Annotated in this window: 26 protein-coding genes and 1 pseudogene; 16 read left to right on the top strand and 11 right to left on the bottom strand. The window is 70.0% G+C overall.

What is annotated here, in order from left to right:
* The first annotated feature begins 34 nt into the window (after positions 1–34).
* Positions 35–445 carry a RidA family protein gene (locus RB628_RS08640; protein ID WP_318319717.1) on the top strand — a complete coding sequence of 137 codons (411 nt, stop codon included), beginning with the start codon at positions 35–37 and terminating at the stop codon, positions 443–445.
* A 30-nt stretch (positions 446–475) separates the two neighbouring features.
* Here the strand turns inward: RB628_RS08640 and RB628_RS08635 are convergent, their stop codons facing one another.
* Positions 476–631 carry a hypothetical protein gene (locus RB628_RS08635; RefSeq protein WP_318319716.1) on the bottom strand — a complete coding sequence of 52 codons (156 nt, stop codon included), beginning with the start codon at positions 629–631 and terminating at the stop codon, positions 476–478.
* Here RB628_RS08635 and RB628_RS08630 point away from each other — a divergent pair.
* The 3 genes and pseudogenes from RB628_RS08630 (at position 630) to RB628_RS08620 (ending at position 1,697) form a co-directional block, all read left to right on the top strand.
* Positions 630–809: a hypothetical protein gene (locus RB628_RS08630; RefSeq protein ID WP_318319715.1), complete on the top strand. Its 180-nt coding sequence runs from the start codon at positions 630–632 to the stop codon at positions 807–809. The genes RB628_RS08635 and RB628_RS08630 overlap by 2 nt on opposite strands.
* Positions 767–1,117, top strand: a pseudogene (locus RB628_RS08625) (radical SAM protein); the annotation flags it as partial. The gene RB628_RS08630 and the pseudogene RB628_RS08625, both read left to right, overlap by 43 nt.
* Before the next feature lie 52 nt (positions 1,118–1,169).
* Positions 1,170–1,697, top strand: coding sequence for a GNAT family N-acetyltransferase (locus RB628_RS08620; protein WP_318319714.1), 528 nt, complete (start codon positions 1,170–1,172; stop codon positions 1,695–1,697).
* Positions 1,698–1,701: 4 nt separating this feature from the next.
* Here RB628_RS08620 and RB628_RS08615 read toward each other — a convergent pair whose 3' ends face one another.
* Positions 1,702–2,283 (bottom strand): adenylosuccinate lyase, encoded by a 582-nt coding sequence (locus tag RB628_RS08615; RefSeq protein WP_318319713.1) that lies wholly within the window; start codon positions 2,281–2,283, stop codon positions 1,702–1,704.
* Positions 2,284–2,689: 406 nt separating this feature from the next.
* On the opposite strand from RB628_RS08615, the gene RB628_RS08610 reads away from it, so the two are divergent.
* The 9 genes from RB628_RS08610 to pssA all read left to right on the top strand — a co-directional run bounded on the left by RB628_RS08610 (position 2,690) and on the right by pssA (position 13,698).
* Positions 2,690–4,495, top strand: coding sequence for a 3-hydroxybutyryl-CoA dehydrogenase (locus RB628_RS08610; RefSeq protein ID WP_318319712.1), 1,806 nt, complete (start codon positions 2,690–2,692; stop codon positions 4,493–4,495).
* Positions 4,496–4,691: 196 nt separating this feature from the next.
* Entirely contained in the window at positions 4,692–5,504 is an 813-nt protein-coding gene (locus tag RB628_RS08605) for a TetR family transcriptional regulator (protein WP_318319711.1), read from the top strand.
* Positions 5,505–5,910: 406 nt separating this feature from the next.
* Positions 5,911–7,254, top strand: a complete 1,344-nt coding sequence (gene ccrA / locus RB628_RS08600) for a crotonyl-CoA carboxylase/reductase (protein ID WP_318319710.1) — start codon at positions 5,911–5,913, stop codon at positions 7,252–7,254.
* A 16-nt stretch (positions 7,255–7,270) separates the two neighbouring features.
* Complete coding sequence (locus tag RB628_RS08595; protein ID WP_318319709.1) at positions 7,271–9,352, top strand: protein meaA; 2,082 nt, start codon at positions 7,271–7,273, stop codon at positions 9,350–9,352.
* Positions 9,349–10,308, top strand: coding sequence for a CoA ester lyase (locus tag RB628_RS08590; protein WP_318319708.1), 960 nt, complete (start codon positions 9,349–9,351; stop codon positions 10,306–10,308). The genes RB628_RS08595 and RB628_RS08590 overlap by 4 nt, the downstream gene beginning before the upstream one ends.
* Positions 10,309–10,313: 5 nt before the next feature.
* Positions 10,314–10,826: a MaoC family dehydratase gene (locus RB628_RS08585; RefSeq protein WP_318319707.1), complete on the top strand. Its 513-nt coding sequence runs from the start codon at positions 10,314–10,316 to the stop codon at positions 10,824–10,826.
* A 2-nt stretch (positions 10,827–10,828) separates the two neighbouring features.
* Positions 10,829–12,034 carry an acyl-CoA dehydrogenase family protein gene (locus tag RB628_RS08580; RefSeq protein ID WP_318319706.1) on the top strand — a complete coding sequence of 402 codons (1,206 nt, stop codon included), beginning with the start codon at positions 10,829–10,831 and terminating at the stop codon, positions 12,032–12,034.
* A 169-nt stretch (positions 12,035–12,203) separates the two neighbouring features.
* Entirely contained in the window at positions 12,204–12,860 is a 657-nt protein-coding gene (locus RB628_RS08575) for a phosphatidylserine decarboxylase (protein ID WP_318319705.1), read from the top strand.
* A 16-nt stretch (positions 12,861–12,876) separates the two neighbouring features.
* Positions 12,877–13,698, top strand: coding sequence for a CDP-diacylglycerol--serine O-phosphatidyltransferase (pssA, locus tag RB628_RS08570; RefSeq protein WP_318319790.1), 822 nt, complete (start codon positions 12,877–12,879; stop codon positions 13,696–13,698).
* An 82-nt stretch (positions 13,699–13,780) separates the two neighbouring features.
* Here the strand turns inward: pssA and RB628_RS08565 are convergent, their stop codons facing one another.
* The 5 genes from RB628_RS08565 to RB628_RS08545 are packed head-to-tail and all read right to left on the bottom strand — an operon-like array spanning position 13,781 to position 18,807.
* The gene (locus RB628_RS08565; RefSeq protein ID WP_318319704.1) at positions 13,781–15,052 is read right to left on the bottom strand and encodes an ABC transporter substrate-binding protein; all 1,272 of its coding nucleotides are present in this window, start codon (positions 15,050–15,052) and stop codon (positions 13,781–13,783) included.
* Entirely contained in the window at positions 15,049–16,179 is a 1,131-nt protein-coding gene (locus tag RB628_RS08560) for a branched-chain amino acid ABC transporter permease (RefSeq protein ID WP_412180616.1), read from the bottom strand. Before RB628_RS08560 ends, RB628_RS08565 begins: the two co-directional genes overlap by 4 nt.
* On the bottom strand, positions 16,172–17,062 hold the full coding sequence (locus tag RB628_RS08555; RefSeq protein WP_318319703.1) for a branched-chain amino acid ABC transporter permease: 891 nt from the start codon (positions 17,060–17,062) through the stop codon (positions 16,172–16,174). The genes RB628_RS08560 and RB628_RS08555 overlap by 8 nt, the downstream gene beginning before the upstream one ends.
* The gene (locus RB628_RS08550) at positions 17,059–17,871 is read right to left on the bottom strand and encodes an ABC transporter ATP-binding protein (RefSeq protein WP_412180615.1); all 813 of its coding nucleotides are present in this window, start codon (positions 17,869–17,871) and stop codon (positions 17,059–17,061) included. Before RB628_RS08550 ends, RB628_RS08555 begins: the two co-directional genes overlap by 4 nt.
* 6 nt (positions 17,872–17,877) lie before the next feature.
* Positions 17,878–18,807 carry an ABC transporter ATP-binding protein gene (locus tag RB628_RS08545; protein WP_318319702.1) on the bottom strand — a complete coding sequence of 310 codons (930 nt, stop codon included), beginning with the start codon at positions 18,805–18,807 and terminating at the stop codon, positions 17,878–17,880.
* A 196-nt stretch (positions 18,808–19,003) separates the two neighbouring features.
* Between RB628_RS08545 and RB628_RS08540 the strand changes: the two genes are divergently transcribed.
* Positions 19,004–20,245, top strand: a complete 1,242-nt coding sequence (locus RB628_RS08540; protein ID WP_318319701.1) for a helix-turn-helix domain-containing protein — start codon at positions 19,004–19,006, stop codon at positions 20,243–20,245.
* Positions 20,246–20,271: 26 nt separating this feature from the next.
* On the opposite strand, the gene RB628_RS08535 is transcribed toward RB628_RS08540, so the two are convergent.
* On the bottom strand, positions 20,272–21,390 hold the full coding sequence (locus RB628_RS08535) for a glycerate kinase (RefSeq protein ID WP_318319787.1): 1,119 nt from the start codon (positions 21,388–21,390) through the stop codon (positions 20,272–20,274).
* A 197-nt stretch (positions 21,391–21,587) separates the two neighbouring features.
* On the opposite strand from RB628_RS08535, the gene RB628_RS08530 reads away from it, so the two are divergent.
* Together RB628_RS08530 and RB628_RS08525 are read left to right on the top strand one after the other, a co-directional pair.
* Entirely contained in the window at positions 21,588–22,682 is a 1,095-nt protein-coding gene (locus RB628_RS08530; RefSeq protein WP_318319700.1) for an ADP-ribosylglycohydrolase family protein, read from the top strand.
* Positions 22,683–22,733: 51 nt separating this feature from the next.
* Positions 22,734–23,225: an NUDIX hydrolase gene (locus RB628_RS08525; RefSeq protein WP_318319699.1), complete on the top strand. Its 492-nt coding sequence runs from the start codon at positions 22,734–22,736 to the stop codon at positions 23,223–23,225.
* 18 nt (positions 23,226–23,243) lie between these two features.
* On the opposite strand, the gene RB628_RS08520 is transcribed toward RB628_RS08525, so the two are convergent.
* The 3 genes from RB628_RS08520 to RB628_RS08510 all read right to left on the bottom strand — a co-directional run bounded on the left by RB628_RS08520 (position 23,244) and on the right by RB628_RS08510 (position 25,665).
* Positions 23,244–23,450, bottom strand: coding sequence for a DUF2191 domain-containing protein (locus RB628_RS08520; RefSeq protein ID WP_318319698.1), 207 nt, complete (start codon positions 23,448–23,450; stop codon positions 23,244–23,246).
* 216 nt (positions 23,451–23,666) lie between these two features.
* Entirely contained in the window at positions 23,667–24,155 is a 489-nt protein-coding gene (locus RB628_RS08515; RefSeq protein ID WP_318319697.1) for a methylated-DNA--[protein]-cysteine S-methyltransferase, read from the bottom strand.
* 16 nt (positions 24,156–24,171) lie between these two features.
* Positions 24,172–25,665: an AlkA N-terminal domain-containing protein gene (locus tag RB628_RS08510; protein WP_412180618.1), complete on the bottom strand. Its 1,494-nt coding sequence runs from the start codon at positions 25,663–25,665 to the stop codon at positions 24,172–24,174.
* Positions 25,666–26,175: the final 510 nt, after the last annotated feature.

The raw sequence follows: 26,175 nt of genomic DNA, 5'->3' as shown, positions 1-26,175 counted from the left end.
TGCGCTGCGTCGGTCGAGTCGCCAGACTCGTGCCATGACCGCCGAGATCACACGAATCAATCCCGCCGAGCTCCATCCGACTCCGGGGTACCACCACATCACCGTGGTGGAGGCGGGCCGGACGGCGTTCCTGGCGGGGCAGTGTCCGCTCGACCGTGCGGGGACGCTAGTGGGTCCGGGCGATCTCGACACCCAGATCGACCAGGTGGCAGCTAGCGCCATCGCTGCTCTGAGCGCGGTGGGCGCCCGGCCGGACCATGTCGTGCGCTCGGTGATCTATGTGGTCAGCGGCGATGTCGCGGTTTTGGGCGCCGCCTGGCGGCGCCTGACCGGTTCGGTCATAGCGCCGGCGTTCACCACCGCGAGCACGCTGCTGGGAGTCGCGCAGCTCGGCTTCCCCGGGCAGTTGATCGAGGTCGACCTCACAGCGGCACTGCCCGGCTGACCGCAGACTCGTGAGTGGGGTCGCGGGCGGTCAGGCCGCTTCCTTGAGCGGGGTGCCGTCGTAGGTCCAGCGGAAGGGCCGGGCGCGGTCGTCCCGCTGGATCATCCACGTGTCCATCTTCTCGATCAGGTCGTCCCGGCTGGTGAAGTCGCCGTGCCGCAGGACAGCGCGGGTCAGCGAATCCATGCGGCATCACCTGCGCCAGCGGCTGAACGCCCACACCCGTGAGCACTGGCCCCAGCTGACCGATATGCACGGCCGGTGCCGCCAGACCAAGGACGTGCCCCTGCCGCACAGCAAGGGCATCCTGCTCCAGGCCCGCTGCCGCCGCTCCTGCCACCGGCAGATCGCGGGTACGCCGTGAAGCCGATCGCTGCCTCCCCGCTGGTGCTGCATCTGCGCCCCGGTGCCCGCGAGTGGTACATGGCCTGGCTCAGGCACCACCACCCGCATCTGGTGCGCCGGTACGAGCGGCTGTACGCGGAGGGCGCCTACGCCCCCAAGTGGTATGGAGCGCGCCGCATCACCCACCAGGTGCACGACCTGGCCCAGGAGTACGGAATGGGTCCCACGCGCGCGGGGATGCCGCGCGGGATCGCGCGACCGGCCGGGACCGACCCCCTCGCACCCGGGACCGCGGCACCCGAGCCGGTCCAGCTGACCCTTCTCTGAAGACCCGGACAATCAGGAGGTCCCCGCGCGCCGGCACGCCTAGGGTGCCGCCATGAACGACCCGATCCTCATCCGCGAGATGGCCTTCGACGACTGCGACCGTGTCTCCGAAATCCGCATCCGGGGATGGCAGTACGCGTACAGGGGCCTGATGCCGCAGCCGTATCTCGACTCCCTCAGCGTGGCGGAGGACGCCGAGAGGCGGCGTACGTTCTTCGTGCGGGCCGGGTCGGAGATCGTCGACCTGGTCGCCGAGCAAGCCGGCCAGGTCGTCGGCTGGGCCTGCCACGGGCCCTACCGGGACGGCGAATTCCGCACCGACGACGCCGAGTTGTACGCGATCTACGTGGACACCGCGCGGTTCGGCGCCGGGGTCGGGCAGGCGCTGCTGCGGGAGGCGGTACGCCGGTGCGCCGGTGCCAGGCACCGGCGCATGCTCCTGTGGGTCCTCAAGGGCAACGACCGCGCGCGGCGGTTCTACGAGCGGGCGGGGTTCGCGGCCGACGGCTCCGAGGAGCCCTTCGACGTGGACGGAGCCGCCGTCCCGGAGGTGCGGTACGTACGAGAGCTGCTCGGCTGACCGTTCACCGCTGCCTCGGCATGCGCGCCAGCGCCTGCACCGCCGCTTCCGCGAGAGACGGGTACGCGAGTGCCTCGTTCAGCACCGGGGCCGCGCGTCGGTCACCCAGCGTGCCCAGCGCCTCCACGCAGGCGAGCGCCACGCGCCGGTAGGGGTCGTGCGGCTTCAGGCGGCGGGCCAGCGTGGTGATCAGCGCGGGAACGGACTCGGGGGCGCGCAGCTCGGCCAGCAGGCGGACCGGGTGCAGGGCGTAGGCGACGCGCAGTTCGTTGGTCGCGAGGGCGGCTGCCGCGCGGGCCGTGCGCGGGTCCCCGAGGCGGGCCAGGGCGTACGCGGCGGAGGCACAACGCTGCGGGTCACGGTGGTTGAGGAGGAGAACGAGGGCCTCGAAGGCGCGCCGGTCCCCGGCGAGTCCCAGTCGGAAGGCGGCCAACTCCCTGGCCCACAGCGGCTGTCCGGGGGCGGTGAGGACATCGGCCAGCTCATCGAGGTCCTCGGACGCCACCAGGCGTTCGCACCCCTTCGCGGCACTCTCGCCGGCCTCGGCCCGTAAGCGCTCCGTGAGTGATCGCAACTCTTCGTCCATGATGCCGAGATTAGGCGCGGGGGCAGAGCGCGCGGGCAGGTTCCCGGGACGTACATCACAAAACCGGGGGCTGGCGCGCTCGTTACCCACCGGTTAAGCTCAGACGAGCGAGCTACCCACTCGCTTGCAATGCCTGCTTACGACGGCCTGGTGACGCAGCCGTCGTGAGTGCTGGTCGGTTCGGTACCTCGTGTACCTCTCAGCACGACACGGCTTGGGACAGGGCCGGTCGGACCTCACCGTTCTCCGGGCGTGTGCACGCCCGCGACGGTGGCACCGGGCGTGTGCGCTCGCAGCCCGGCATCACCCGCACTCCTTTCCTCGCACCCGGTGCGCCCTTCACAGGGCTTCCCTCCGGCGCACCCGGGCGCGCTTCCAGTCGTCACCCTCATTCCTGGAGTCCGCGATGGCCACTCCCCTGTCCCACACCTCTCCGTCCCCGCTCAGGACCGTCGCCGTGGTCGGCCTCGGCACGATGGGCACCGGCATCACCGAGGTCCTCACCCGCGCCGGCCGCGAGGTCGTGGGCATCGACATCAGCGAGGCCACGGCCGCGAAGGCCGTCGCCACTCTGGAGACCTCAACCGCCCGTGCCGTCGTGCGGGGCCGGCTCACCGAACAGGAGCGCGAGGACGTCCTCGCCCGCTTCCGCACCTCCACCGACCTGCGCGAGGCGGCCGACGCCGACCTGGTCATCGAGGTGGCGCCGGAGTCGTACGAGATCAAGCACCAGATCTTCCGCGCCCTCGACGACATCGTGCGCCCGGAGACGATCCTCGCGACCGGTACCAACGCCCTCTCGGTCACCCGCCTCGCCGCCGACTCGGCGCGTCCCGAGCGCGTCCTGGGCCTGCACTTCTTCAACCCGGCCCCGGCGATGAAGCTGGTCGAGGTCGTCTCGTCGGTGCTCACCGCGCCGCAGGCCGTCGCCGCGGTCACCGACCTGGCGATCGAGCTCGGCAAGGAGCCCGTCGCGGTCGGCGACCGCCCCGGATTCGTCGCCGACGGGCTGCTGTTCGGCTACCTCAACCAGGCCGCCGCGATGTACGAGGCGAAGTACGCCTCCCGTGAGGACATCGATGCGGCGATGCGGCTCGGCTGCGGGCTGCCCATGGGCCCGCTCGCCCTGCTGGACCTGATCGGCATCGACACGGCCCGTACGGTCCTGGAGGCCATGTACTCCGAGTCCCACGACCGGCTGCACGCGCCGGCGCCCGTTCTCAAGCAGCTCAGCGAGGCCGGTCTGACCGGCAGGAAGGCGGGGCGCGGCTTCTACTCCTACGAGGCGCCCGGCAGCGCGACGGTCGTCGAGGACGCGCTGACCCCGTTCGCCGGCGCCCCGGAGACCCCTGGCCGCGCCGTCCGCGCCGTCGGTGTCGCCGGCTCGGGCACGATGGCCTCCGGTATCGCCGAGGTCTTCGCCAAGGCCGGGTACGAAGTGGTCCTCGCCGCCCGCAGCGAGGAGAAGGCCCAGACCGCCAAGGACAGGATCGGCAGGTCGCTGGCCCGCTCCGTCGACAAGGGCCGCCTCACCGCCGAGGCCGCGGCACAGACCCTTGACCGGATCACCGCGGCGGGCTCGTACGACGCCTTCGCGGACGTCGATCTGGCCGTGGAGGCCGTCGCCGAGGACCTGGAGATCAAGCAGCAGCTCTTCGCGACGCTGGACAAGGTCTGCAAGCCGGGAGCGGTGCTGGCCACTACGACGTCCTCGCTGCCCGTCGTTGCCTGCGCCCGCGCCACCTCGCGTCCGCAGGACGTGATCGGTATGCACTTCTTCAACCCGGCGCCGGCGATGAAGCTGGTCGAGGTCGTCCGTACGGTGTTGACGGCCGACGACGTCCACTCAACGGTCCGTGAGGTCTGCGTCAAGATCAAGAAGCATGCCGTCGACTGCGGCGACCGGGCCGGTTTCATCGTCAACGCACTGCTTTTCCCGTACCTGAACAACGCGATCAAGATGGTGCAGGAGCACTATGCCTCTCTTGACGACATCGACGCGGCGATGAAGCTGGGCGGCGGCTACCCCATGGGCCCGTTCGAACTGCTGGACGTGGTCGGGCTGGATGTCTCCCTGGCCATCGAGAAGGTTCTGCACCGCGAGTTCCGTGACCCGGGCCTGGCCCCGGCACCGCTCCTGGAGCACCTGGTGGCCGCGGGCTGCCTCGGCCGCAAGACGGGCCGCGGTTTCCGCGAATATGCCCGCCGCTGACGGGCCCGGCGACTCGTCCGGTCCCGACTTCGGGCACGACTTCGGACACGGCTCCTGGCACGGAGTCGGACGCGCCTTCGGACATGAAGAGGACTGGGGCGGACTGCTCGACCCGTCCTCGCCACCCCCGCCCGCACCGGGCGGGGGTGATCCCGGACGGGCGCGCCACCCTGCGCACATGCAGTACGTTCGGGTCATGTCCCAGCCCGCCAGGTCCTTGCGTACCCCAGCCACGCCCGATGCGCCGGAAAGTGCCGCGGGCAGCCGCGCCGCCGCCCAACGTCTCAAGATGCGCCGAGAACTGGCGGCCGCGGCGATGGAGCTGTTCTCGGCCAAGGGTTACGAAGGCACCACCGTCGACGAGATCGCGGCCCGGGCCGGCGTTGCCCGCCGCACCTTCTTCCGGCACTTCCGCTCCAAGGAAGAGGCGATCTTCCCGGACCACGACGACACGCTGATCCGGGCGGAGGCGGTGCTCAACGCGGCGCCCGCGCACGAGCATCCGCTGGACACCGTGTGCCGCGGCATCAAGGAAGTCATGAAGATGTACGCGGCCCGGCCGGAGATCTCGGTCGCCCGCTACAAGCTGACGCGCGAGGTACCCACCCTGCGGGAGGCGGAGATCGCCTCGGTCGCCCGCTACGAACGTCTCTTCACCCGCTACCTCCTGGGCCACTTCGACGAGCACGCCCATGACGACGACGCGAACGACGACCCACTACTGGCCGAGGTCGCCGCGTCGGCGGTGGTCACCGCCCACAACCACGTCCTGCGGCGCTGGCTGCGGGCGGGCGGCCAGGGCGACGTCGAGGCCCAGCTCGACCACGCTTTCGGGATCGTACGGAAGACCTTCGTGACGGGCATCGGCGCGGGGCGGGACACCGCGCCCCGGACGGCGCCTGCCTCGGTGACCTCACAGGGGGAAGTGCTGGTGGCGGTGGCGCGGACCGACGCGCCCCTCGACGAGGTGATGCGGACCATCGAGCAGGCACTGAAGGAACGGTCGTAGGGAGAGACGCACGGGGGAACAGGCGGGTCGCGGCGACTGCGGCCCGCCTCTTTGCGCCCCGCGACCACTACTCCCCAGTAGCATTTGATCGATCATCGCTCATTTGTTACGTAAAGATTTCATTTGAGGCCACTTTCTGGCACCCAGTGCCTTGTCACCTGACACGGGGTGCCATACCTTGAAGGTGTCCGGGCGGCCGGCGTGCAGAGACCATTCGTACGCCGGCTGTCCCCGCAAACCACGTGCTTGCGCGCCCGGACGCCTGCGTCACAGGCAACCTCCCGCGCCACCACGCGCTGCCGAAGCACCACCCGCCGAACCGACGGCACGTCTCACCCAACCCTCAGCAGCACCGACGTAACCCTCAGCGTCTCCCCTCAAGACGCCATTCGCCGGAGGCAACACCGTGACCGTTAAGGACATCCTGGACGCGATCCAGTCGCCGGACTCGACTCCGGCCGACTTCACCGCTCTTCCGCTCCCCGAGTCGTACCGTGCGATCACCGTGCACAAGGACGAGACGGACATGTTCGCGGGCCTCGAAACCCGCGACAAGGACCCCCGCAAGTCGATCCACCTGGACGACGTCCCGGTGCCGGAACTCGGCCCCGGCGAGGCCCTGGTGGCCGTCATGGCCTCCTCGGTGAACTACAACTCGGTCTGGACGTCGATCTTCGAGCCGCTGTCGACCTTCGGCTTCCTGGAGCGCTACGGAAAGCTCAGCGAGCTCACCAAGCGCCACGACCTGCCGTACCACATCATCGGTTCGGACCTCGCGGGCGTCGTCCTGCGTACCGGCCCCGGCGTCAACGCCTGGCAGCCCGGCGACGAGGTCGTCGCGCACTGTCTGTCGGTGGAGCTGGAGTCGTCGGACGGGCACAACGACACGATGCTCGACCCCGAGCAGCGCATCTGGGGCTTCGAGACCAACTTCGGCGGACTCGCCGAGATCGCCCTCGTCAAGTCCAACCAGCTGATGCCCAAGCCGGGCCACCTGAGCTGGGAGGAGGCCGCCGCACCCGGGCTGGTCAACTCCACCGCGTACCGGCAGCTGGTGTCGCGCAACGGCGCCGGGATGAAGCAGGGCGACAACGTCCTCATCTGGGGCGCGAGCGGCGGACTCGGCTCGTACGCCACGCAGTTCGCGCTGGCCGGCGGGGCCAACCCCATCTGCGTCGTCTCCAGCGAGCAGAAGGCCGGCATCTGCCGGGCGATGGGCGCCGAGGCGATCATCGACCGCAACGCCGAGGACTACAAGTTCTGGCAGGACGAGCACAATCAGGACCCTCGCGAGTGGAAGCGCTTCGGAAAGCGCATCCGTGAGCTGACCGGCGGCGAGGACGTCGACATCGTCTTCGAGCACCCCGGCCGCGAGACCTTCGGCGCGTCCGTCTACGTCACACGCAAGGGCGGCACGATCGTCACCTGCGCCTCCACCTCGGGCTACAACCACGAGTACGACAACCGCTACCTGTGGATGTCCCTGAAGCGGATCATCGGCTCCCACTTCGCCAACTACCGCGAGGCCTGGGAGGCCAACCGGCTGGTCGCCAAGGGCAAGATCCACCCGACGCTCTCCAGGGTGTACTCCCTGGAGGAGACCGGGCAGGCCGCGTACGACGTCCACCGCAACCTCCACCAGGGCAAGGTCGGCGTCCTGTGCCTGGCCCCCGAGGAAGGCCTCGGTGTGCGCGACGAGGAGAAGCGCGCCCAGCACATCGACGCCATCAACCGCTTCCGGAACATCTGAGGGCCGGAGGTCATCGATGACTGAGCGTCAGTCCGCGTCCGCGCCCACCGGCGAAGAGCGCCCTCGGGCGAAGACGCAGAAGGAAAGGGACCGGCCGTGGCTCATGCGCACGTACGCCGGTCACTCCACGGCCGAGGCGTCCAACGAGTTGTACCGGCGCAACCTCGCCAAGGGCCAGACAGGTCTGTCGGTGGCTTTCGACCTGCCGACCCAGACCGGGTACGACCCCGACCACATCCTCGCCCGCGGCGAGGTCGGCCGGGTCGGCGTACCTGTCTCGCACGTCGGTGACATGCGCCGGCTGTTCCAGGACATCCCCCTGGACCAGATGAACACCTCGATGACGATCAACGCCACCGCCATGTGGCTGCTGGCGCTCTATCAGGTCGTCGCCGAGGAGCAGGGTGTCGACATCACCACACTCCAGGGCACCACCCAGAACGACATCGTCAAGGAGTACCTGTCCCGGGGCACACACGTGTTCCCCCCGGTACCCTCGCTCCGCCTCACGACGGACATGATCTGTTACACGGTGAACCACATCCCCAAGTGGAACCCGATCAACATCTGCAGCTACCACCTCCAGGAGGCGGGGGCGACCCCGGTCCAGGAGATCGCGTACGCCATGTCGACGGCCATCGCGGTGCTGGACGCCGTACGGGACTCGGGGCAGGTGCCCGCCGAGAAGTTCGGTGACGTCGTCGCCCGTATCTCCTTCTTCGTGAACGCCGGCGTCCGGTTCGTCGAGGAGATGTGCAAGCTGCGGGCGTTCGGGCGGATCTGGGACCAGGTCACACGCGAGCGGTACGGCATCGAGAACCCCAGGCAGCGGCGCTTCCGGTACGGCGTGCAGGTCAACTCCCTCGGGCTGACCGAGGCGCAGCCGGAGAACAACGTCCAGCGGATCGTGCTCGAAATGCTGGCGGTGACCCTGTCGAAGGACGCACGCGCGCGTGCCGTCCAGCTCCCCGCCTGGAACGAGGCGCTGGGGCTCCCCCGGCCCTGGGACCAGCAGTGGTCGCTGCGGATGCAGCAGGTGCTCGCCTACGAGAGCGACCTGCTGGAGTACGAGGACATCTTCGCCGGGTCGCACGTCGTCGAGGCGAAGGTGGCCGAGCTGGTCGAGGAGTCGCTCGCCGAGATCGGCCGCATCCAGGAGATGGGCGGCGCGATGGCCGCCGTCGAGTCGGGGTATCTGAAGTCGCAGCTCGTTGCCTCGCACGCCGAGCGGCGGGCCCGTATCGAGTCCGGTCAGGAGAAGATCGTGGGCGTCAACATCTTCGAGTCGACCGAGCCGAACCCGCTCACGGCCGACCTCGACGCGGCGATCCAGACGGTCGACCCGGCCGTCGAGGCCCGGGTGACGTCGGCGCTCCGGGGCTGGCGCGACACGCGCTATCAGCCGCCCTTCAACCACCCACGCCCCTGCAAGGCGCTGGAGCGGCTGAAGGAGGCCGCGAAGGGCACCGACAACCTCATGGAGGCCACCCTGGAGTGCGCCCGCGCCGGGGTCACGACCGGCGAGTGGGCCGGGGCCCTGCGCGAGGTGTTCGGGGAGTTCCGGGCGCCGACCGGTGTCTCGTCCGCGCCGGTCGCGGTCGCCGCCGGGGAGGGCACCGCACTGGCGCTGGTGCGCCGCAAGGTGGAGGTCACGGCGCAGGAGATGGGCGTCGGCAAGCTCCGTTTCCTGGTGGGCAAGCCGGGTCTGGACGGGCACTCCAACGGTGCCGAGCAGATCGCCGTACGGGCCCGTGACGCCGGCTTCGAGGTGGTCTACCAGGGCATCCGGCTCACCCCGGAGCAGATCGTCGACGCGGCGATCGCCGAGGACGTGCACGGCGTCGGCCTGTCCATCCTGTCCGGCTCGCACGCCCAGCTCGTCCCGGACGTCCTGGAACGGCTGCGCGAGGCCGGCGCGGCCGACATCCCGGTGATCGCCGGCGGGATCATCCCGAAGGCCGACGCCGAGCAGCTCAGGGCCGCGGGAGTGGCCGCGGTCTTCACCCCGAAGGACTTCGACATCACCGGGATCATCGGCCGTATCGTCGACGAGATCCGCAAAGCGCACAAGCTCGATCCCCTGGAGGTCCCCGCATGACCGTCAACCGTCTGCGTCCCCGCCGCTCCTGTCTGGCGGTCCCGGGAAGCAACCCCCGCTTCCTGGAGAAGGCCCAGGGTCTGCCTGCCGACCAGGTCTTCCTGGACCTGGAGGACGCGTGCGCCCCGCTCGCCAAGCCCGAGGCGCGGCACACCATCGTCAAGTTCCTCAACGAGGGCGACTGGACGGGCAAGACGAGGGTCGTGCGCGTCAACGACTGGACGACCGAGTGGACGTACCGCGATGTCGTGACGGTGGTCGAGGGCGCGGGCCCCAATCTTGACTGCATCATGCTGCCGAAGGTCCAGGACGCCCAGCAGGTCGTCGCGCTGGACCTGCTCCTCACCCAGATCGAGAAGACGATGGGCTTCGAGGTCGGCAAGATCGGCATCGAGGCGCAGATCGAGAACGCCCAGGGTCTGAACAACGTCAACGAGATCGCCACGGCGTCCCAGCGCGTCGAGACGATCATCTTCGGCCCGGCCGACTTCATGGCGTCGATCAACATGAAGTCGCTGGTCGTGGGCGAGCAGCCGCCCGGCTACCCGGCGGACGCCTACCACTACATCCTGATGAAGATCCTGATGGCCGCCCGCGCCAACAACCTCCAGGCGATCGACGGCCCCTATCTGCAGATCCGCAACGTCGAGGGCTACCGCGCGGTCGCCCAGCGTGCCGCCGCCCTCGGTTTCGACGGCAAGTGGGTGCTGCACCCGGGCCAGGTCGAGGCGTCCAACGAGATCTTCTCGCCCTCCCAGGAGGACTTCGACCACGCCGAGCTGATCCTGGACGCGTACGACTACTGCACGTCCGAGGCCGGCGGCAAGAAGGGCTCCGCGATGCTCGGCGACGAGATGATCGACGAGGCCAGCCGCAAGATGGCGCTGGTCATCTCGGGCAAGGGCCGGGCGGCCGGTATGCAGCGCACGTCGAAGTTCGAAGCCCCGGAGGCCTGAGCACCATGCAGTTCGGACGCACCTACGAGGAGTTCGAGGTCGGGGCGGTCTACAAGCACTGGCCCGGGAAGACGGTCACGGAGTACGACGACCACCTCTTCTGTCTCCTGACGATGAACCACCACCCTCTCCACATGGACGCCAACTACGCGGAGAACACGACCGACTTCGGCAAGAACGTCGTCGTGGGGAACTACATCTACTCCCTGCTGCTGGGCATGTCCGTGCCGGACGTGTCGGGCAAGGCGATCGCGAACCTGGAGGTCGAGTCACTGAAGCACGTGGCGCCGACCTTCCACGGCGACACGATCTACGGCGAGACGACGGTCCTCGGCAAGACGCCCTCCCGGTCGAAGAACGACCGCGGGATCGTCCACGTGGAGACCAAGGGCTACAAGCAGGACGGCACGCTGGTCTGTGTGTTCCGCCGCAAGGTGATGGTCCCCACCGAGATGTACATCAAGGAGCGCGGCGGCGAGCAGCCCGGCCGCCCCCAGCTCAAGGAGCAGGAGAAGTAGCCATGGCGCGACTCGCCCAGACCGCCGGTCTGACCGACATCCAGCGGGAGATCCTGTCCACCGTCCGGGACTTCGTGGACAAGGAGATCCTCCCGGTCGCGACCGAGCTGGAGCACCGCGACGAGTATCCGCAGGCGATCGTCGACGGCCTCAAGGAGTTGGGCCTGTTCGGCCTGATGATTCCCGAGGAGTACGGCGGTCTGGGCGAGTCGCTTCTGACGTACGCGCTCTGCGTCGAGGAGATCGCGCGCGGCTGGATGTCGGTCTCCGGGATCATCAACACGCACTTCATCGTGGCGTACATGCTCAAGCAGCACGGCACGCAGGAGCAGAAGGACCACTTCCTGCCGAGGATGGCGGCGGGCGACATCAGGGGCGCCTTCTCGATGTCGGAGCCGGGGCTGGGCTCCGACGTCTCGGCCATCACCTCCAAGGCCGTACAGGACGGCGACGAGTACGTCCTCAACGGCCAGAAGATGTGGCTGACCAACGGCGGAACGTCCAATCTGGTCGCCGTACTCGTCCGAAGTGACGAAGGACACCCGGAGGGGACCGCCCCCCACAAGTCGATGACCACCTTCCTGGTCGAGAAGGAGGCCGGCTTCGGAGAGGTCCGGCCCGGCCTCACCATCCCGGGGAAGATCGACAAAATGGGGTACAAGGGCGTCGACACCACCGAACTCATCATGGACGACCTGCGGATTCCGGCCAATCGCGTTCTCGGCGGGGCCACCGGCCGGGGGTTCTACCAAATGATGGACGGTGTCGAGGTGGGCCGCGTCAACGTGGCGGCGCGTGGTTGCGGGGTCGCTCAGCGTGCGTTCGAGCTGGGCGTCCAGTACGCCCAGCAACGGCACACTTTCGGAAAGCCGATCGCCCAGCACCAGGCGATCCAGTTCAAGCTGGCCGAGATGGCTACCAAGGTCGAGGCCGCTCATGCGATGATGGTGAACGCGGCACGCAAAAAGGATTCCGGGGAGCGAAACGACCTCGAAGCAGGGATGGCGAAGTACCTCGCCTCCGAGTACTGCAAAGAGGTCGTGGAGGACGCCTTCCGGATCCACGGCGGCTACGGCTTTTCCAAGGAGTACGAGATCGAGCGCCTCTACCGCGAGGCCCCGATGCTGCTGATCGGCGAAGGTACCGCCGAGATCCAGAAAATGATCATCGGGCGAAGGTTGCTCGAAGAGTATCGATTCCAGGGCTGATTGTCCGTTTCGGGGTGTTTTCTTCGAGAAGAAGATCACACCCCGTCAGTACGCTTCAGCCGCCGACTCGGCTTCCTGGCTTACCCAGTTGTGGCTGTGAGCCGCTACGATCGCCGGAAAGCCGCCGTCCCCTGATACAGCGCGGCATCATCCGCTACGAAGGTCATCCATGCCCCACAGCCAAACCTCTGCACCTCGCGACAGCCTGGCAGGCGTACGCCTGGCGCGCGGAGCATCGCCGTGGCTCCTCCCGACAGTCGCCACCGCAGCCCTCAGCCTGGTACGCGCGCGCAAGTCCGGCGCCGCCAAGGCCGTGGCCGTGCCCGCCACCGCGCTGGCGGCGGGCATGCTGTGGTTCTTCCGCGACCCCGAGCGCGAGATCACCGCGGGCCGGGTCATCTCTCCCGCCGACGGCGTGGTGCAGAGCATCATGCCGTGGAAGGACGGCCGTACCCGCGTCGCGATCTTCATGAGCCCGCTCAACGTACACGTCAACCGCGCGCCTCTCTCCGGCACGGTGACGTCCGTCGAGCACATCCCCGGCGGGTTCGTTCCGGCGTTCAACAAGGAGAGCGAGAACAACGAGAGAGTTGTCTGGCACTTCGACACCGAGCTCGGTGACATCGAGATGATCCAGATCGCCGGTGCGGTCGCTCGCCGCATCGTCCCGTACGTCCCGCAGGGCACGAAGGTCGAGCAGGGCGACCGGATCGGCCTGATCCGCTTCGGCTCCCGCGTCGACATCTACCTCCCCGAGGGTGTCGAGGTCGACGTCGAGGTCGGCCAGAAGACGGTGGCAGGGGTGACTCGCATTGACCGTGATTGATCCCGAGACCCAGTGGGTGCCGGAGGCCGACGAGGTGGGTGACGACGAGGAGGAGATGCCCCTTTCTCTCCGCCTCTCAATAGCGGACACCCTCACCCTCGGCAACGCCACCTGTGGCTTCATGGCGGTGTACTTCACCACCACCGGCATCCTGATCCCGCACCTCACCGGCAGTGACGAGTCGGGCATGGCCCGTCACTCGGCGGCGACCGCGGTGATCCTGATGCTCTGCGCGGCGGTCTTCGACCTGTTCGACGGTCTGGTCGCCCGCAAGCTGCGCTCCTCCCCCATGGGCGCCGAGCTGGACAACCTCTCCGATCTGATCAGCTTCGGTCTGGCACCGGCGTACTTCGTGCTGGTGTACGGCATGGTCGCGACCGACGCGTACGAGAGAGTGGCCGCGGTCGGCGCGATCGTCGTCCTGCTCGCGGTGGTGCTGAGGCTCGCGAGATTCTCGTGCGTGACGGTGAAGGACGGCACCTTCCAGGGCATGCCGAGTCCCTTCGGCGCCCTGACGGTCGTCTCGATCGTGCTCCTGGAGCTGCCGTTCGTGGCCACGCTCATGGCCATCGTCGGTACCGCCTGGCTGATGGTGAGCCGCGTCGAGTACCCGAAGCCGCGGGGTCCGCTCGCGGTGGCGATGATCGCCTGGATCGTCTCCGGCATGGGTCTCCTCGCTGCCTGGGCCTTCGACGCCCCCGGCGGCCAGCTCCTCCTCCAGACCGGCTGTGCCCTGCAGCTCGTCCTGGGCGCGGTGATCCCGCTCTTCGCCACGGCCCGCCGTGTGAACAACTTCCGCGGCAACCGCCGTGAGGCACGGGCGGCACAGCTGCCGTAGCGGTCGTGCGATGCGCTTGTACGGAGGGCCCCGAACCTGACGGTTCGGGGCCCTCCGCGTTGCGCGTACGGCGGGTTGGGGGTCACTCGGCGGGCGAGTAGCCCACCGCGACGGACGACGCCTCGGGCTCCCGTACGACCTTCATGCCTCCCGTCACGCTCTTGTCGGGCTGGAGGATCACGCTCTCCTTGGAGGAAGCGGCCTTCGGGTCGGTGAAGTCCTGCGGGCTGCCGAAGCCGGCGTCGAACGCGTTGATCGTCAGCAGGGCCTTGTCCAGACCCTCACGGGTGAGGTCCTTGTTCGCGCAGGCCTTCTTCAGTGCCTCGCCGAAGACGGAGGCCGCCGTCCAGCCGGCCACCACTCCGTTGTCCAGCGAGTCGCTCGGGTACGCGGCCTGGTAGTCGGTCACGAGCTTCTGCGCTTCCGGGGTGTCCGCCCCGATGGGCAGGGACGGTGAGGCGACCCAGTAGTTCTTGGACAGGGCCGGGCCCGCCTGGGTGGCCAGGAGCTGCGGGGCGAAGGCGGAGTTGTTGCCGATGACCGGGACGTTGAAGCCGCCGGCGGCGGCCACACCGACCAGCGAGGCGGCCTGGCGCGGGCCCGCACTGATCACGATCGCCTTGACGCCCGCCTGTTTCAGCGCGGCGACCTGGGCGGTCATGTCGTTGTCGGTCGGCTTGATCTTCTGCTCGACGACCGTCAGCCCCGATTCCTTCGCCATGTACCTGGCGCCGACCAGGGCGCTCTCCCCGTAGTCGCCCTCGAAGTAGACATGACCGATCTTGTCGCCCTTCTTGATCCCTTTCTCCTTGATCAGGAAGTCGACCGCGTTGATCGTCTCGATGTCGTACGTCGATCCGATCACGCGTATGTACGGACTGCCGAGCAGCGAGTCCGCCCACGCCTGCGGCAGCACGAGGACCTTGTCCTGGCCGTCGACGCGCTGTTTCACCGCCGCGACGAACGGCGAGCCGATGAACTGGGCGAAGCCCAGCACCTTCGGTGCCAGCTCCGTATAGCCGGAGACGGCCTTCTGCGGGTCGTAGCCGTGGTCTCGGACGGTGAGGCTCACCTGTCGGCCGCACACGCCCCCGGAGGCGTTCAGCTGCTTCACGTACAGCTGCTGGGCCTGGGTGACGCTCTTGCCGAGGGTCGCGTAGACCCCGGTCATGTCCGTGAGCACACCGACCGTGATCGTCTTGGCGGACACGCCCACATCGGTCTTGACTCCGCCCGCCGAGGCGGAGCCGTTGTCGCCCCCGTCGTCGTCCTTGGCCTTGGAGCTGCACCCGGCCACTGTCAGCAGCACGGCGAGCGCGCCCGCAGCGGTTCGGGCCGCGTATCTCGTGGTCATCTTTCCTCCCCTGGATTGCGTGTGACGCGGCGCCGGGCGGCCACCCTGACCAGCCCGCCCGGCAGAAAGAGCACCACCGCCACGATGGCGGCGCCGTACAGGTACCGGGACGCCTCGCCCGGTGCGATCCCGCCCGTGCCCGGGGCGGAGACCAGGGGCAGGGCGTCGCTGTAGCGGGTCAGTAGTTGCGGCAGCAGCGAGACGAAGGCAGCGCCGATCACCGCCCCGGAGACCGAGCCGAGCCCGCCGATGACGATCATGGCGAGGTACTCCAGCGAGAGTGTGAAGCCGAAGTAGTCGGGCACCGTCCGCTGGAAGACCAGGGCGAGCAGGACGCCGGCCAGCCCCGCGTACATCGACGACAGGACGAAGACGCCGGCACGGTAGCGGGCCACGGGCACACCGATCACCCCGGCGGCGATGCGGTGGTCGCGGATGGCGTTCATGGCCCGTCCGGGCCGCCCTCGCAGGACGCCACGGGCGAACAGCGCGCAGCCCAGGAGGAGGACGAGTCCTGCGTACCAGAGCTTCTCCGCGGACCCGAACGGCACGTTCGCGACGAGGAGTTCACTCTCGTCGAAGGTGAGGCCGAAGAGGCTGAGCGGCGGTACGTCACGGCCGTTGAAGCCGCCGGTGAGGTCGCGGGCGTTGAACAGCACGTGCTGGCCGATGAAGATCAGGGCGATGGTGGCGATACCCAGGTAGGGGCCGCGCAGGCGGCCCGCGATCGGGCTGAACAGGCCGCCCGCGGCCCCCGCGACCAGCGTGGCCAGCACGGCCGCGAGCCAGGTCGGCAGCCCGAGCCCGGTCAGCCCGTCGCCCCCGTCCGCGGCGAACACGCAGTAGCTGTAGGCGCCGACCGCGAGGAAGAAGGCATGGCCCATGGAGAGCTGGCCGGTGGCGCCGGTGAGGAGGTTGATGCCGATGGCGCCGATCGCGGCGGCCATGGCGAACAGGCCGGCCTGCAGCCAGAAGCGGTCGAGGTAGAACGGGAGGGCGAGCAGCAGGAGGGTGCCCGCGATCCCGATGTACGTATGCGAGTTCGAGGGCAGGCGGAGAGCACCGCGGAGTCCACGGGGCGGCGGTTCCGTACGGGCGGGGGCGTCGGACACGGGTGCTTCAGACACGGGCCAGCTCCTTCGTGCCGAAGAGCCCGGCGGGCCGGACGAGCAGGATCGCGACCATGACCAGATAGGGCGCGAGGTCTCCGAGGCCGCGGCCCATGAAGGCCAGGTCGCTCTGGTATCCGGTGGCGAGGGACTCGGTGACGCCGACCACCAGACCGCCGACGAGGGCGCCGGTCGTGGAGTCGAGGCCGCCGAGGATGGCGGCCGGAAAGGCCTTGAGCGCGGCCAGAGAAGTGGCCCGTTCCAGGCCCGGGGTCGGGAAGACGGTGAGGAACAGGGCGGCGACGGCCGCGAGTCCGCCCGCGACGGCCCAGGCGCCGAGCGATACCCGGCCCAGCCTGACCCCCATGAGGGCGGCCGTCTCCGTGCTCTCGGCCGCCGCGCGCATCGCCACGCCCCAGGTGGTGTAACGGAAGGCGAGCAGGAAGGTGGTGATGAGCAGGGCCGCGGCGACGAAGGCGGCGATGCGGGTGTGCGCGAGCGAGATCGGGCCGAGGCTGAGGACGGCGTCACCCCAGGGGTCGCCGAGCGCGAGGACGTCCGTACCCAGGCGGCGGGTGAGTTCGGTGGTCAGCAGGATGTCGACGCCGATGGTGACGATGGCCAGCACGCTGTGGTCGCCGCCCCGGGCGCGGCGCATCACCAGGAACTCCACGGCCGCGCCGACGAGCGCGGCAGAGGCGATGCCCGCCAGCAGCGCGGGCCAGAAGCCGATGTCGTCGTGGAGGGTGGCGGTGACGTAGCCGCCGGCGAGCAGCAGGGAGGCGTGCGCGAAGTTGACGACCTCCGTGGCCCGGAAGATCACCACGAATCCGAGGGCGATGAGGGCGTAGACGCTGCCCATGGAGATGCCGTTGAGGAGCAGTTCGGCGAAGGTGCTCACGGTGTGGCCTCCTCACCGAGATAGGCCCGTACGACCTCCGGGTCGTTCTGTACGTCCGCCGGAGCCCCGTCCGCGATCAGCCGGCCGAAGTCCAGGACCGTGACCGTGTCCGCGAGTCTCATCACCACCCCCATGTCGTGTTCCACCAGGACGATCGAGATGCCGAGGCTGTCGCGGACGCCGGCGATGACGGCGGCGACCCGGCGCCGTTCGTCGGCGGTCATCCCGGCCACCGGTTCGTCGAGGAGCAGCAGCCTTGGCTCCATGCACAGGGCCCGGGCGAGTTCCGCGAGTTTCTGCTGCCCGTAGGGCAGGGAGCCGGCGGGGCGTCCCAGGTACTTCTCCAGGCCGACGAACTCGGCGATCTCCCGCACGCGCGCGCGGTGCCTGCGTTCCTCGTGCACCGCCGACGGCAGCCGCAGGCCGGCGGCGACGAAGCCGGTCCTGGTCAGCCGGTGTCGGCCGAGCAGCAGGCTGTCCTCGACAGTCGCGTGGGGCGGGAGGGCGAGGTTCTGGAAGATGCGGGCGACGCCGAGGTCGGCGATGCGGTGCGGGGGCATGCCGGTCAGCTCGTGCTCGCCGAATCGGACGCTGCCGGAGGTGGCCCGGTAGACACCGGACAGGACGTTGAAGCAGGTGGACTTGCCCGCGCCGTTGGGGCCGATGAGGGCGTGGACGGTGCCGGGGTGGACCGTGAAGGTGACGTCGTCGAGGGCGAGGAGGCCGGCGAAGCGGACGGTGAGGTGGTCAACGTTGAGGGAGGGAACGTGGGCGTCAATGGTGGACGCCGGTCCGTCAACTCTGGACAATCTGGATCAACCCTCCCATCTGGTCAGCCTCGGCATGGAGTGCGTCAGCCCGGGCGCGCCCGCTCCACCCGTCGCTCCCGTCGGCCCTGTTGCCCCGGCTGCCTCCATCGCGCCTGCCGCGTCCGCCGCCGCGTCCTCGTCCACCACGCCCAGATAGCGGCGCCGCACCTCGTCGGAGGCGGCGAGTTCGGCGCAGGGGCCGAAGAGGGTGACCTCGCCGACCTCCAGGACGTACGCGTGGGTGGCCAGCCGAAGAGCCAGGGCGGCGTTCTGCTCGACGAGCAGGACGGAGGTGCCCTGGGCGTTGATCTCGCGCACGGTGTCCGCGATGCGCGCGGCCATCAGCGGGGCCAGGCCCAGCGACGGCTCGTCGAGGAGCAGCACCTTGGGGGCGGCCATGAGGGCACGGCCGACGGCCAGCATCTGCTGCTCGCCGCCCGACAGCAGCCCGGCGCGCTGCTGGGCGCGGTCGGCGAGGACGGGGAACAGTTCGTGCACGCGGCGCAGGGCGGCGGTCCGTTCCGCACGTCCGCCGCTCGCACCGAGAGCTCCGGCGCGCAGATTGTCGGCGACGGTCATCCGGGCGAACACCCGCCGCCCTTCCGGCACCTGGGACACCCCGGCGGCCACCACCCGGTCGGGGGCGAGCCCGTCGATCCGGCGCCCGCCGAGTGTGACGGTGCCGCCGGTCGTCGCCCCGCCCTGGAAGGAGAGGGTGCGGCTGATGGCGCGCAGGAGCGTGGACTTGCCGGCACCGTTGCCGCCCAGCACCGTCACGACAGCCGCCTCGGGCACTTCCAGCGACACCTGACGCAGGGCGCGAACGGGCCCGTACCCGACCGACAGGTCCCGTACGACGAGATCGGCACCGCCCGGAGAACTGCCTCCGGAACCACCCGCGGAGCCGCCCGGAGATCCCCTTGTTCCACCGCCCATGGCGTTTCTCCTCCCGCACACACGTCCGGTGTGGCGCTCAGCCCAGCACCGGGGCGGGCGTCCGTCCACGGGTCGCGGCCGAAACCCCACTGAAACGTGGCCGGTGACCAGAGGACCCCGCCGCCCGTTGTGCGCGTGCACAACGCTGCGTGTCAGGGGCCTGCCGAAGAGGCGCGGCAGATGGCATCCTCCGCTCATGGGACCGCGCAGAAGGCGTACGGGTCATGACTGGCAGGTGCTCGCCGAGTCCTGCGCGGCACTGCTGGAACGGGTGCCGGAGCTGGTGGACGAGCATGTGCGGCAACTGACGGAGTACTCCCCCGTCTACGGCCAGGTGCTCCCGCCCGACCAGCAGTGGCGGGAGGCTGAGGAGGCGATGCGGATCGGCATCGGGACGATCTCCGCGCCCCGGGGCTCCCCGCGCCGCGATCTGGAGTACGCGGAGGACACGGGCCGGCTTCGCGCCCAGCAGGGGCTGCCGCTGGAACTGCTGGTGCACGCGTACCGGAGTGCGGGCTATCTGGTCTGGGACGCGCTGCTGGAGGGCGCGGGCGGCCAGGAACCGGAGCGGCTCGGCGTGCTGATGCGGTCGGCGACCCTGGTGTGGTCGGCGATCGACGCGCAGGCGGCGGTGGCGTCGGAGGCGTACCGGGCGACCGAGATGGAGTTGCGGCGGCGCACGGACGAGCAGTTGCAGGCGTTGCTGGACGCGCTGCTCGACGGCCAGGAGTCGCCGGGGCTGGCGGCCAGGGCCGCGGCGGGGCTCGATCTGCCGGAGCGGGGCGCGTACGCGGTGGTGGTGCTGCGGGCGGAGCGGCGGGACCCCCGGGAGGCCTTCCACCGGCCGTTACGGGGTGCCGGATACCGGTTCGTGTGGCGGATGCGGGCAGACCGGGAGCTGGGCGTGGTGCTGCTGGAGCCCGACCAGGGGCTCGACGCGGTGGCGCAGGCGCTGAGCGGGCGGTGCTCGGGGGCGGGCGGGATCAGTCCCGTCGTACCGGGGCTGGCCGAACTTGGGCGGGCCCGGCGACTGGCCGAACTGGCGTTGCGCACCTGCCCGCCGGACGCGAGCGAGGTCGTACGCCTGGATCGACGGATGCCGACAGCCCTGGTGGTGAGCCAGCCGGAACTCGCGAACCGGCTGGTCTCGGCCGTCTTCGGCGCCCTCCTCGGGCTGGAACCCGCCGACCGGGAGGTGCTGCTGGAGACGCTGGACGTGTGGCTGGCCTGCGAGGGGTCGGCGGGACAGGCGGCCGGACGGCTGTACTGCCACCGCAACACGGTCTTCAACCGGCTGCGGCGGCTGGAACAGCTGACGTCCAGGTCACTGGCCAGGCCGCGCGATCTGATCGAGATGACGCTGGCGCTGGACGCGTACCGCCTGTCGGGGCCGGCGGGCGCGCCGGAGGAGGCCGCACGGCTGGCCGGGAGCGGCTGACGCCGCGAGGGACTCGGCCCTCGGCGTCAGACCAGGAAGTCCCGTCCGATGTTCTCCGCGACCCGTTCCAGGATCGGCCCGGCGTCGGCGATGCACTTCGCGATGTCGGGCTCGATCTCCGTCAGGGGGTACGCGCGCCGGATGCCTGCCCGGCCCAGTGCCTCCGGGCGCAGGGCGAGGCGTCCGCAGACCGCGACGACCTCGCGGCCCTCGGCCCGTGCCGCCGCGGCGACGCCGGCCGGGGCCTTGCCGTGCAGGGTCTGCTCGTCGAGGGAGCCCTCGCCGGTGATCACCAGCGTGGCGCGGTCCAGGGCGGCCGCGAAGCCGAGGACGTCGAGCATGACCTCGATGCCTGGCCGGAACCGGGCGCCGAGGACCAGGGCACCGTAGCCGATGCCGCCGGCGGCGCCGGCACCCGGCGCGGCGGCGTACTCGGCGGCCTTCGGTCCGATCGCCGTCTCCAGGATCTTCGCGTAGTGCGCCAGAGCCTCGTCCAGGGCGGCCACGTCGTCCGGGGAGGCGCCCTTCTGCGGGCCGTACACCGCGGGCGCGCCCGTCGGCCCGGTCAGCGGGTTGTCCACATCGCTGGCCAGCACGAGATCGACGTCCGTGAGGCGGGCGTCGAGGCCCGAGAGGTCGGCGGTGGCGAGGCCGTCCAGCCCGTCGCCCCCGGGCGGCACCGGCTCGCCGTCGGCGTCCAGGAAGCGGGCGCCGAGCGCGGACAGCATGCCGGCTCCCCCGTCGGTCGTGGCGCTGCCGCCGACCCCGAAGACGATCGTGCGCGCGCCCGCGTCCAGCGCGGCCCGCAGCAGTTCTCCGGAGCCGTACGTCGATGCCGTGAGCGGTGCGAAAACTCCCGCGGGCAGCCGCTGCAGCCCGCTCGCCTCCGCCATCTCCACCACGGCGGTGTCGCCGCGTAGCGCGAACGCGGCCGTCACCTCGTGCCCGAGCGGCCCCGCGACCCGTACCTCACGCCGCTCGAATCCGGCGGCGACCGCGGCATCCACGGTCCCGTCGCCACCGTCGGCGACGGGCAACGCCTCGACCTCGACCCCGGGAGCGGCCCTGCGCAGCCCGGCGGTCACCCGCTCGGCGACCTGTACGGCCGTCAGCGACCCCTTGAACTTGTCGGCAGCGATCAGCACCCGAGCCGTCCGCGCACCCGTCACACTCGCCGTATCCGAAGCGTCCGCCACTTTGCACTCCCCTTGCTTTCCGGCCCCGTACACGTCAGGGCAGTCGCGCCGCTGCGACCTTAACCGGAGGAGGCCCGCCTGGTCATGCCTTCCCGGCCGCTCACAGTCAGGGCACCTCCGACCGCCCATGGTGGTAGACCGAAGGTATGACCTCTCTGGGCACCGCCACCGGACACGCCGACCGCGTTCTCGGGGGCTGGCTGGGCCGGATCGCGGGCAACATGCTCGGCAAACCGGTCGAGCGGGGCGACTACTGGACGCGCGAGCGCATCGACCGCTATCTGCGGCGCACCGGCGCCCTGCCGCTCACCGACTATCTGCCCGAGCCGCCGGCCGGCACCCAGGACGGGGACGACGGGCCCGACGGCTTCCAACTGCGCCCGGAGTGGCGTCAGTGCGTTCGTGGCCGCATCCACGGCAGTTGCCGCGACGACGACGTCGACTACGCGATCCTCGGCCTCGACCTGCTGGAGACGTACGGCTTCGACTTCAGCACCGAGCAGGTGGGCGAGCTGTGGCTGCTGCGGCTGCCGTTCCTCCAGACGTTCACGGCGGAACGCGCCGCCTATCGCAACCTCGCCGCCGGTCTCAGGCCTCCGCTGACCGCCACGTACGACAACCCGTACCAGGAGTGGATCGGCGCTTTGATCCGCGCCGACATCTACGGCTGGACCTGCCCGGACGACCCGCACCGCGCCGCCTACCTGGCCCGCAGGGACGCCGTCCTCTCGCACACCGGCAACGGCGTGTACGGGGCGATGTTCGCGGCGGCACTGATCTCGGCGGCGTTCACGGCACCCACTGTGCGCCGCGCCCTGGACACGGCGCTGACGGTGATCCCGGCGAGCAGCCGTCTGGCCCGTACCGTGCGCCGGGTCGTGTCGCTGCACGAGACCCAGCTGACCTGGGAGGACACGCTCAGTACGGTCGCCGTGGAGACCGCCGGGCTCGGCTGGATCCACACAGTGCCGAACGTCGCCGTCCTCACCGCCGGGCTGCTGTACGGCGACGGCGACTTCACCCGCACGATCACGCTGACCGTCCGGGGCGGCCTGGACACCGACTCGAACGGCGCGACGGCGGGGTCGGTGGCCGGCGTGCTGTGCGGCGCGGAGGCGATCCCGAGCCAGTGGACGGACCCGCTGGAGGACACCGTACGCAGCGCGGTGTTCGGCTTCGACGGTGCGCGCATCAGTGAACTGGCGGAGCGGACCGTTCGGTTGGGCCACCCGCAGGTGTGACGGAACGCCGACGGACGTATCCCGGTCTTCTCCCCTGGTTACGCTTCCCGGATGACCATCCAAGACTTCGCCACGTACATCGCCGGCCTGCCCCGTGTCCTGGCCGGCGCCGCCGCGCTCTTCCGTGACGCCGACGGGCGGGTCCTGCTCGTCGAGCCCAACTACCGTGAGGGCTGGGCTCTTCCGGGCGGCACGATCGAGTCGGACGACGGGGAGACCCCACGCCAGGGCGCGCACAGGGAGACCCTTGAGGAGATCGGCCTCGACCGGGAACCCGGCCGCCTTCTGACCGTCGACTGGACCCACGGCGCGGGCCGCCCGCCGCTGGTGGCGTACCTCTACGACGGTGGCGTTCTGGACGAGGACGAACTCAAGTCGATCAGGCTGCAGGAGGAGGAGTTGCTGTCGTGGCGGCTCGTACCGCGCGAGGATCTCGCCGGTTATCTGCAGGGCTCCCTTGGCCGCCGGGTCCTGCACGCCCTCGATGTACTGGCGCAGGGCGCGGGAACGGTGGAGCTGGAGAACGGGAACCGGGCGGCCTGAGGAGCCCCGGGCCGCGGTTCAGCCCTGTACGTCCGGCGGCTTCACATCGCCCGCCGCACGCAGCGCGTCGTCGCGCTCGGCGACCCGGGCCTCCGTACGGTGGCCGCGCGCGATGTAGTCCCGCACGACGAGCTCGACGGCGTCCTGGGGGTTCCCGACGCCGGCGAGCACCATGGCTTCGACGACGAGTTCGGCGTCGAGGGACACGGAGACCTTGGCTGCCATGCGCAGACACTAACACCGGGCGCGTGTGCGTACTCCGGTACGGCGGCTACGGTCTCGACCCCGGCGACGGCCACGGCCAAAGGTTCCGTTCACCAGTCGCCGCCCCGAACTCCGGGACCCGCAGCGACGCGGGCGTCTCGACCGACTCCGGCATACGGACACGCCGCCTCCTTCCGGATCGGAAGAACTCCCCATCGACGGGCCGGGGTCCCGGCGTCACGCCTGGAGGAACGCCGACCCCTGTTCGAGGTCCAGCAGCCGCTGCTTGCGCTCCAGCCCGCCGCCGTACCCGGTGAGGCCGCCGTCGGCGCCGACCACCCGGTGGCACGGCACGATGATGCCGACCGGGTTCCTGCCGTTGGCGAGGCCCACGGCACGGGAGGCCTTCGGATTACCGAGGGCGTCGGCGAGTTCGCCGTACGAGCGGGTCTCGCCGTACGGGATGCGGCACAGCTGTTCCCAGACGCTGCGCTGGAACGGCGTTCCCGACAGGCGGAGTTCGATGGTGAACTCTTTCAACTCGCCCTGAAAATATGCCTTCAGCTGGTCGATCGACTCACCGAAGGGTGTGTCTTCGCGCACACCGAAGTTCTCCTGGGGCGGGCGGTGTCGCTGGTCGACCATGTAGAGGCCACAGAGGGCTCCGTCGTCGGCTACGAGGGTGAGGGGGCCGTACGGGCTGTCGATGACCGTGTGCTGTTTCACTGCTGTCCTGACATCCTTACACCGGGAGGAAGTTGATCGGGTGGCTGTCCGTGGCCCACAGATACTGGACCGCGTACGCCCGCCACGGCCGCCAGGCCGCCGCACGGGCGGTGAGCGCGGCCGGCGTCGAGGGGAGGTCCAACTCCTGGGCCGCGCGCCGGATTCCGAGGTCTGTCGGGAGAAACGCGTCGGGGTCACCGAGGGCACGCATCGCGATGACGTCGACCGTCCAGGGGCCGAACCCGGGGAGGGCGAGGAGCCGGGCTCGGGCTTCCGGCCAGTCGCTCTCGACGCCCAAGTGGATGACTCCGTCAGCAAGTTGGCTGACGAGGGTGGTGAATGTGGTCCGCCGGGTGCGAGGCATGGCCAGGGACTCGGGGTCCAGGGCGGCCAGTGCCTGTGGGGTCGGGAAGAGATGGGTGAGGCCGCCCTCCGGATCGTCGACCGGGTCACCGTGCGCCGTGACGAGACGGGACGCGTGGGTACGGGCGGCGGCTGTCGAGACCTGCTGACCGAGCACCGCCCGTACGGCGAACTCCGCCTCGTCGACCGTCCGGGGAACGCGTCGGCCCGGGGCCTTCGCGACGAGTGGCGCCAGCACCGGATCCGTACACAGCTGCTCGTCGACCGCGACCGGATCGGCGTCCAGGTCGAGCATCCGGCGGCAGCGGCTGATGGCGACGGGCAGGTCGCGCAGATCGCTGAGGGTGAGGCGACACGCGATGTGGTCGGGCTTCGGGGTGAGGGCGGCGATGCCGTGCCCGTACGGGAGGCGCAGGGTCCGGCGGTACGCGCCGTCGCGCCATTCCTCCACGCCGGGCACGGCGGTCGCGGCGAGGTGGCCGAACAGGTTGTCGGGGTTCAGCGGGGCGCGGAAGGGGAGGCGAAGGTTCAGCGCGCCCGGTGCACTGACGGCCGCGCCCCCAGCACCGGCGCGCGTACGTTCCTTCGGAAGGCGGTCGCGGAGTTCGCTCGGTGAAAGGGCGAACACCTCACGGACGGTGTCGTTGAAGGTGCGGATCGAGGAGAAACCCGCCGCGAAGGCGATCTCCGCCATGGGCAGCTCGGTCGTCTCGACAAGGAGCCGCGCGGTCTGGGCGCGCTGGGCGCGGGCGAGAGCGAGCGGTCCCGCGCCCAGTTCGGCGAGGAGTTGCCGTTCGATCTGGCGGGTGCTGTAGCCGAGGCGGGCGGCGAGACCCGGGACGCCCTCGCGGTCCACGGTTCCGTCGCCGATCAGCCGCATGGCGCGGGCCACGAGGTCGGCCCGCTGGTTCCACTCCGGTGAACCGGGGCTGGTGTCCGGGCGGCACCGCTTGCAGGCCCGGAAGCCCGCCTGCTGGCAGGCCGCCGCGCTCGGGTAGAAGATCATGTTCTCGGGCTTGGGCGGCACCACGGGGCAGCTGGGCCGGCAGTAGATGCGGGTGGTCAGGACCGCCGTGAAGAACCAGCCGTCGAAGCGCGCGTCCTTGGACCGGACGGCACGTACGCAGCGCTCGGTGTCGGTGTGCATCGCGTTCCGCATACGTCCAGCATCGGCGATGGGCCGGGCCGGGGCTGGCGGAAATCCGACATCAAGGTGGCCTGTGCAGGGACACTCCGGATCGCCCCTCGGGCCTGGGCCCGGGGATCAGTGGCTTGTTGACTCACCCGCTCATCGGCTGAGCCACTGAGCCAGGGATGGTTGGGGCTGGCCAACCGCCTCGCGGACTGATCCACCAAACCACCTGCTCACCTGCTCACCTGCTCACCTGCTCACCTGCTCACCTGCTCACCTGCCAACTGGTACATCAGCTCACTGGCTCACCGGCCCACTGACTCACCAGCCCACTTGCCCACCGGCTCACCACCTGGCCGAGTGGCTGATCCACCGACCCACAGACCCACCGCCCCCTGACTGACCAACCGGCTCATTGACTGCCCCACCGACCCACCGGCGCACCAACCGGGGCACCGACGGGACTCTGTGACCAGCGACTATGACCCCCTCCGGGGAGATCGTCTCCCACGCTGTCACAGATCG

Origin of the sequence: Streptomyces sp. ADMS (genome assembly GCF_033441795.1) — a bacterium.
GTDB lineage: Bacteria > Actinomycetota > Actinomycetes > Streptomycetales > Streptomycetaceae > Streptomyces.
Note: the sequence above shows the minus strand (reverse complement) of the source record. Positions and strands in the feature narration are given on the sequence as shown.